General features: G+C 75.2%; 6 protein-coding genes and 1 pseudogene. All 7 read right to left on the bottom strand.

What is annotated here, in order from left to right:
- Positions 1-494: 494 nt before the first annotated feature.
- Positions 495-1,562 (bottom strand): polyprenyl synthetase family protein, encoded by a 1,068-nt coding sequence (locus DKT68_RS01415; RefSeq protein WP_109815625.1) that lies wholly within the window; start codon positions 1,560-1,562, stop codon positions 495-497.
- Entirely contained in the window at positions 1,559-2,983 is a 1,425-nt protein-coding gene (locus DKT68_RS01410) for an alkaline phosphatase family protein (RefSeq protein WP_201748849.1), read from the bottom strand. The genes DKT68_RS01415 and DKT68_RS01410 overlap by 4 nt, the downstream gene beginning before the upstream one ends.
- Positions 2,980-4,179: a metabolite traffic protein EboE gene (eboE, locus tag DKT68_RS01405; protein ID WP_109815624.1), complete on the bottom strand. Its 1,200-nt coding sequence runs from the start codon at positions 4,177-4,179 to the stop codon at positions 2,980-2,982. Before eboE ends, DKT68_RS01410 begins: the two co-directional genes overlap by 4 nt.
- Complete coding sequence (locus DKT68_RS01400; protein WP_109815623.1) at positions 4,179-5,033, bottom strand: TatD family hydrolase; 855 nt, start codon at positions 5,031-5,033, stop codon at positions 4,179-4,181. Before DKT68_RS01400 ends, eboE begins: the two co-directional genes overlap by 1 nt.
- Positions 5,033-5,671, bottom strand: a complete 639-nt coding sequence (locus DKT68_RS01395) for an EboA domain-containing protein (protein ID WP_109815622.1) — start codon at positions 5,669-5,671, stop codon at positions 5,033-5,035. Before DKT68_RS01395 ends, DKT68_RS01400 begins: the two co-directional genes overlap by 1 nt.
- 57 nt (positions 5,672-5,728) lie before the next feature.
- Positions 5,729-6,745: a sugar phosphate isomerase/epimerase family protein gene (locus DKT68_RS01390; protein WP_109815621.1), complete on the bottom strand. Its 1,017-nt coding sequence runs from the start codon at positions 6,743-6,745 to the stop codon at positions 5,729-5,731.
- A pseudogene (locus DKT68_RS31710) lies at positions 6,742-7,147 on the bottom strand (SCO3242 family prenyltransferase); the annotation flags it as partial. The gene DKT68_RS01390 and the pseudogene DKT68_RS31710, both read right to left, overlap by 4 nt.

Genomic DNA, 7,147 nt, shown 5'->3' with positions numbered 1-7,147 from the left:
TCTCCAGCGGGTCGGCACTGCTGCTGGTGGCCGGGCCGGCGCCGAGCGCGACCGTTCCGGCCGCGGCCACCAGCAGCAGTGCCGACCCGCTGGAGAACCATCGTCGGGACCGGTGAGTGGGAGCGTCCTTGATGGACATCGTTGTGCTGTCCCTTCCTGACGAATGACTGCCAGGCCGGGCGCGCGCCGTCGCGCCGGATGCCGTAGCGGTGGTGGGGGATGCGGTCGGCCCGCCGGGAGTGTCCCCGGCCGGCCGTGACCACCGAGGTGGTGGGGCCACGTGCTCGGAGGTCACCAGTCGATGGGTTACCGCGCCGCCGGTTCACCTCGACGAAACAATGTCGTGTTGGCCAAGACACTAAATTGTGGGTGTCGATGTGTCTATACCTTCCGGCGAATCGCCATGAACTTTCGTCGATCCGATCGAAAGTCGGCAGGCAGCGCCGTACCCGGGTGCTGCCGGGAGGACCGTGGTCGGGGCGCGGCGCCGGGGGTCAGGCGCGGCGGTCGATCGCCTGCGCGGCCAGCGCGACGAGCGCGGCACGCGCCTCCTCGGCCAGCGTCGCGCTCTCCAGCGCGGTCAGCGCGGCCTCCGTCCGGACCCGGATCATCTGCTCGATCCGCTCCCGGGCGCCGGTCGCCTCGATGATCCCGCGCAGCTCCGCCGCGCCGTCGGCGTCCAGCGCGGGGTTGCCGAACAGCTCCCGCAGCCGGGCGGTCTGCGCCCGGTCGGCGGCGCTGCGGGCCAGCGCCATCATCACCGTGGACTTGCCCTCGCGCAGGTCGTCGAGGACCGACTTGCCGGTGACCGCCGGGTCGCCGAAGACACCCAGCACGTCGTCACGGAGCTGGAACGCGTCGCCCAGCGGGTCGCCGAACTCGCCCAGCGCGGCGATCAGCTCCGGCTCCGCGCCGGCCAGGGCCGCGCCGATCTGCAAGGGCCGGGTCACTGTGTACCGGGCCGCCTTCATCCGGATCACGGTGAGCGCGCTGGCCACCGAGCCGTCCCCCACCCCGGAGACGAGGTCCAGGTACTCCCCCGCGATCACCTCGGTACGCATCAGCGCGAACACCCCGTACCCCCGGTGGACCTCCTCGGTGCCCAGCCCGCACTCGTGGAACATCTGATCCGACCAGGCCGCGCAGAGGTCCCCGCAGAGCAGGGCGGTGTTCCGCCCGTACGCCTCGGGGTCGCCCCGCCACGACGAGCGGGCGTGCAGGTCGGCGAAGAGCCGGTGCACCGACGGCTCACCCCGGCGGCGGTCGCTGCCGTCCAGGATGTCGTCGTGGATCAGCGCGAACGCGTGGAACAGCTCCAGGGCCGCCGCGGCCACCACGATCGGGTCACCGTCGGGCGCCCCGGCGCCGCGCCAGCCCCAGTAGCAGAAGAGCGGGCGCAGCCGCTTGCCCCCGGCCAGCACGAACCGGTGCAGCGCGGTGAACACCCCGCGCGGGGCGCCGTCCGGCCAGTCGGGGCCCTGTCGGTCGAGGAACGCGGCCAACTCGGCGTCGAAACGGGCCCGCAGTCCGCTGGCGTCGGTGGGCGCCACGGTGAGCGTCATGACCCCTCCCCCGGCCGGCCCGCTTCCGCGCTCCCACCACCGGACAGCCCGGCCAGCTCCAGCAGCAGCCCCTTGACCTCGGTGGCCGCGACCCGGTCCCGTGCGGCGGTCGGGTCGGAGCAGAGCAGGACCGGCCCGTCCGCCGGGTCGGCCGGCAACCGGCCGTGCGAGCCGCGCACCGCCCGCGCGCCGGCGTCCAGGCCGACCGCGCTCATCAGGTAGCGCATACCGAGCTTCTTGCGGGCCAGGGCCACCCCGGCGCGGCGCTTCGCCGCACCCGGCGCCGCCGGGTCGAAGAACAGCTCGGCGGGGTCGTACCCCGGCTTCCGATGGATCTCCACCAGCCGGGCGAAGTCCGGCGCGCGGGCGTCGTCCAGCCAGTAGTAGTAGGTGAACCAGGAGTCCGGCTCGGCCACCAGCACCAGCTCACCGGCGCGCGGATGGTCCAGCCCGTGCGCGGCCTTGCCCTCGGCGTCGAGCACCTCGGCCACCCCGGGCAGCCCGGCGCAGAGCTTCGCCACCGTCGCCACGTCGGCCGGGTCCTTGACGTAGACGTGCGCGACCTGGTGGTCGGCGACCGCGAACGCCCGCGACGTCCACGGGTCGAGGTACTCCATGCCGGCCTGGGTGTGCACCCGCAGCAGGCCCTCCGCGCGCAGCAGCCGGTTGACGTCCACCGGCCGGGACACGTCGGTGATGCCGTACTCCGACAGCACCACCACGGTGGCGTCGCGGGCCCGGGCGGCGTCCAGCAGCGGCCCGAGCACCGCGTCCAGCTCGGCCGCCGCGGCGGCGGCCTGGGGCGACGAGGCGCCGTACCGTTGCAGGTCGTAGTCCAGGTGCGGCACGTAGACCAGGGTCAGGTCGGGCGACACGTCGGCCAGGATCTGCTCGGCCGCCTGGCAGATCCACCGCGACGAGGGCAGCCCCGCCGTCGGCCCCCAGTAGGTGAACAGCGGGAACGTGCCCAGCCGCCCGGTGAGCGCGTCGTGCAGCTCCGGCGGGTCGGTGTAGCAGTCCGGCTCCTTGCGCCCGTCGGCGTAGTACACCGGGCGCGGGGTGACCGTCCAGTCGACGTCCGCGCCCATCGCGTACCACCAGCAGACGTTGGCGACGGTGTAGCCCGGCTCGGCCCGGCGGGCCGCCTGCCAGAGCTTCTCCCCGCCGACCAGCGCGTTGTGCTGCCGCCACAGCAGCACCTCGCCCAGCTCCCGGAAATACCACCCGTTGCCGACGATCCCGTGCCCGCTGGGCGGCTCGCCGGTGAGGAAGGTGGACTGCACCGAGCACGTCACCGCGGGCAGCACGGTGCCCAGCTCGGCCCGGAAGCCGCCGTCGGCGACCCCCCGCAGCCGGGGCATGTGCGCCAGCAGTCGCGGCGTCAGCCCGACCACGTCGAGCACCACCAGTCGTCGGCTCATCGGGACACCCCCACAGTCACGGCCCGCTCCGGCGTCAGGCCCAGGTCAACCAGCTCGTCGCGGGCGAAGGCCAGCTCGGCGGCGATGCCGGCGGCCAGCTCCACGTCGGTGCCCGGCCGCCGCGCGGCCGGCAACACCCCCCAGGTGTACGTCTCCACGTCGAGGTGGTCGCAGCCGGCCGCCGGACGGGAGTAGAGCTCGGCCAACGCGGCGCGCAGCACCGGCAGGGTGGAGCCGAGCGGTTCCTCGGGTGGGGCGTGCAGCGGCACGTGGTAGTGCACCCGCCACGGGCCGGGCAGCGCCGAGTCCAGTGCCGCGTCCAGGTCGTCGGCCGCGTACGCCGGGTCGGCGGGGTCCGCCGCGCCCGCACAGCCGGCTCCCCGGGTCTGGTGCAGGAAGCGCGGCTCCACCCAGCGGCGCAGCGCGTCGGCCCCGCCGGCCGGGTCGGCCGCCTCGACGGCCGCGGAGACCTGCACCTTGACCACCGGAATCCCGGCGTCCCGCAGCCGGGCCAGCGCCGCGGCCGGCTCCTCCCAGGCGCAGGCGAGGTGGGCCAGGTCGAGGCAGACACCCAACCGCTCGGTGTCCATCCCGGACAGCAGCGCGGCAGCCTGACCGGTGCTCTCCACCACGCAGCCCGGCTCCGGTTCGAAGCCGACCCGCACCTGGCGGCCGGTGTCCCGCTGCACGGCGGCCAGGCCGGCCGCGAGCTGGTCCAGCCGCCGCCGGGCGGCGTCGGCCCGGTCAGCGTCCCAGGGCTGCCGCCAGGCCAGCGGCAGGGTGGAGATCGAGCCGCGGGCGGCGTCGTCGGGCAGCAGGTCCGCGAGCACCCGGGCCAGGTCCAGGGTGTACGCCAACCGCTGCTCGGTGGTCCAGTCCGGCCGGTACACGTCGTGCTTGACCACGGGCGCCTGGAAGGCCGCGTACGGGAAGCCGTTGAGGGTGACCACCTCCAGCCCGCGCGCGTCGAGCTCGGCGCGCAGCCGGCGGCGCAGCGCCGGGTCGGCGGCCAGCTCGGCGGCGACCGGGGCGGCCAGCCACAGACCGAGGCCGAGCAGGTCGGCCCCGAGCGCCGTGCGGACCGGCAGGGCGTAGGTGTCCAGTTGCGCGAGGATGCCGGCGAACTCCTCGGCGGGGTGCACGTTGGTGCAGTAGCCGAGGTGGACGGTGTCGCCGCCGGCGTGCCGCAGCCGCATCAGCTGCCGCCGCGCAGGATCGAGTTGCCGGTCTGCGGGTCCACGGCGGCGACGTCCAGGTCGGTCAGGTCGAGCCGACCGGACTGCCCGTAGAACTCCACCGGGTTGCGCCACAGCACCTGGTCGACGTCGTCGTCGCTGAACCCGGCCAGCAGCATCGCCTCACCGGTGGCCCGGGTCAGCAGCGGGTCGGAGCGTCCCCAGTCGGCGGCGGAGTTGACCAGCATCCGTTCCGTCCCGTACTCCCGCAGCAGCTCCACCATCCGCGACGGGGTCATCTTGGTGTCCGGGTAGATGGAGAAGCCCAGCCAGCAGCCGGTGTCCCGGACCAGCTTGACGGTCACCTCGTTGAGGTGGTCGACGACCACCCGGCCCGGGTCGATGCCGGACTCGGTGACCACGGCGAGAGTGCGTTCGACGCCCCGGGCCTTGTCCCGGTGCGGGGTGTGCACCAGCGCCGGCAGGTCGTACGCCACGGCCAGCGCGAGCTGCGCGGCGAACGCCTCGTCCTCCTCCGGGGTCATCGAGTCGTACCCGATCTCGCCGACGGCCACGACCGCGTCCTTGTCCAGGTAGCGCGGCAGCAGGTCGAGCACCGGACGGCAGCGCGGGTCGTTCGCCTCCTTGGGGTTCAGCGCCACGGTGGCGTGGTGCCGCACCCCGAACTGCCCGGCCCGGAACGGCTCCCAGCCGATCAGCGAGTCGAAGTAGTCGGTGAACGAGGCGGCGCTGGTGCGCGGCTGCCCGAGCCAGAAGGCCGGCTCCACCACCGCCCGCACCCCGGCGGCGGCCATGCGTTCATAGTCGTCCGTGGTGCGTGACGTCATGTGGATGTGCGGGTCGAAGATGCGCATCACGCCTCCGTGGGGGTGGGACGGTCGACGGTGCCGGTCCCGCCGCTGTGCGCGGTGAGCCGGTCGAGCAGGTCGGTGGCGTCGGCGGGCATCTCCCGGCCGGCCGCGTGCCGCTCGGCGGCCAACGCCGCGAGCATCGCGGCCAGCTCACCGTCGGCGCGGGCGTCCAGGTCGGCCACGACGGCCAGCGGTACGCCGGTGAACACGCACTTGAGCACCGCCTGCCGCCAGGCCGCCGCGTCGAGGTGCCGGGCGTACGGGCCGAGCGCCGCGGCGACGAGCCGGGTGTCGTTGGTCCGGATCGCGTCGTGCAGCAGCGGCACCCCGGCGGCGCCGATCGGCAGCAGCGGCAGGGCACGCAGCACGGCCCGCCGCTCGGCCGCGTCACCGTGCTGGTAGAGGGCCTCGGCGTGCTCGGCGTGGTCGGCGGGCAGGGCCGTGAGCAGCAGCACCCGGGCCGCGTCGTCGGCGGTCCAGCCGGGTGCGTCGGGCAGTGCGGCCCGACCGCAGCGCCGGCCGGCGGCCGGGAAGAGCCGGGTGATCGCGGTGGGCTCGGCCGCGACGCGGCGCAGCGCCGTGTCCAGCCAGTCGGGATCGGGTACGCCCCGCAGCGCGGCCCGTAGTGAATCCGGTGTCATCCCGTCTCCTCCCCTTGTGCTGCTCCGCAGGCGCCCCAGGCGCGCCTCCGCCCTGCTTCACTCCACGCGACGGCCACTGTCCGGGTGTCGGACGGCCGCTGGTGCGTCCGGTGAAGCAGCGCAGAGGGCGCCTGCGGGCACCTCGTCCTCGGTGGGCCGGCCAGAAACCGCCGTGCTCGCCGTGGTGCTCCGGGCCGCCGCTGTCGCGGCGGCGGTGCGCAGGAACTCGATCGACCGGGCGGCCACGGCGGGCGCGGCGTGCGAGTCCCGGGGCAGCTCGACGGCGACCAGGCCGCGGTAGCCGGCCTGGGCCAGGGCCGCCAGCACCGGCGGGAAGTCGATCTCGCCGACGCCGAACTCCAGGTGCTCGTGCACGCCGCGGCGCATGTCGTCGATCTGCACGTTGACCAGGTGCCCGGCCACCTCGGCGACGCACTGCGGCACCGGCCACGGCTCCAGGCACCGGCAGTGCCCGATGTCGAGGGTGATGCCGAAGCGGGCCGGGTCACCGAGCGCGGCGCGCAGCCGCCGCCAGCCGGCGATGTCCTCGACCAGCATCCCGGGCTCCGGTTCGAAACCGAGGGTGACGCCGGCGGTGTCGGCGGCGTCGACCACGGCGGCGCAGCCGGCCACCAGCCGGTCCCAGGCGGTCTGCGCCGGCACCGGGTCGGGACGGACGCCGGCCCAGAAGGAGACCGCCTCCGCCCCGAGGTCGGCGCCGATCCGTACGGCCCGGCGCAGGAACTCGATCCGCCGGGTCGGGTCGTCGTGCAGCAGCGTCGGGGCGTGCTTGTGCCACGGGTCGAGCAGGTAACGTGCCCCGGTCTCGATCACCACGGCGAGACCCAGCTCGCTCAGCCGCCGGTTGACGGCGGCGATCCGGCGGGTGAGCCCGGGCGTGAACGGGTCGAGGTGGTCGTGGTCCAGGGTCAGCGCCACCCCGACGTACCCGAGGTCGGCGACGACGGCGAGTGCGTCGTCGAGCCGGTGGTTCGCGAAGCCGTTGGTCCCGTATCCGAAGCGCAGCGTCGAGGGGTCGGCCGGCGGGGCGGTGCGCGGTGCGGGGGCGGTCATGTCGGGGAGACCTTCCGGGCCAGGCGCCGGCCCAGCGGCGCCGCCGCCGCGACGGCCAACCCGAGCAGGCCGGCGCCGCCGCGCGCGGTGAGCGCCCCCTGCAGGGCGGGAAGCCCGGTGATCCCTGCGCCGACCGCGGCGCGTACCCGCCCGGCCGACGGGTCCCGGACGACCTGGGCCTGGGCCGCGCCGTAGCGGGCGGCGTACCAGCCGGCCAGTACCGCGGGCAGCGCGGCGACCAGCCCGACCGACCGGGCGTTGCTGCGGCCCGGACCTGCCTGGCCGTCGTCCGGGGTCGGATCGGCGTGCCGGGCGGCACCGGACCGGGCGCCGAGGGCGGCGACGGCGGCGCTCGCGGCGACCAGCCGGTGCCGGCCAGCGTGCGCAGGGGCAGGGCGGCGT

Source organism: Micromonospora acroterricola (genome assembly GCF_003172955.1).
In the GTDB taxonomy this organism is placed as follows: Bacteria; Actinomycetota; Actinomycetes; order Mycobacteriales; family Micromonosporaceae; genus Micromonospora; species Micromonospora acroterricola.
Note: the sequence above shows the minus strand (reverse complement) of the source record. Positions and strands in the feature narration are given on the sequence as shown.

Bases quoted from the DNA above. Each gene is read 5' to 3' on its own strand.
- DKT68_RS01400 (WP_109815623.1), bottom strand. From the start codon at position 5,033: ATGCGCATCTTCGACCCGCACATCCACATGACGTCACGCACCACGGAC.
- eboE (WP_109815624.1), bottom strand. From the start codon at position 4,179: ATGCGGCTGCGGCACGCCGGCGGCGACACCGTCCACCTCGGCTACTGC.
- DKT68_RS01395 (WP_109815622.1), bottom strand. From the start codon at position 5,671: ATGACACCGGATTCACTACGGGCCGCGCTGCGGGGCGTACCCGATCCC.
- DKT68_RS01390 (WP_109815621.1), bottom strand. From the start codon at position 6,745: ATGACCGCCCCCGCACCGCGCACCGCCCCGCCGGCCGACCCCTCGACG.
- DKT68_RS01410 (WP_201748849.1), bottom strand. From the start codon at position 2,983: ATGAGCCGACGACTGGTGGTGCTCGACGTGGTCGGGCTGACGCCGCGA.
- DKT68_RS01415 (WP_109815625.1), bottom strand. From the start codon at position 1,562: ATGACGCTCACCGTGGCGCCCACCGACGCCAGCGGACTGCGGGCCCGT.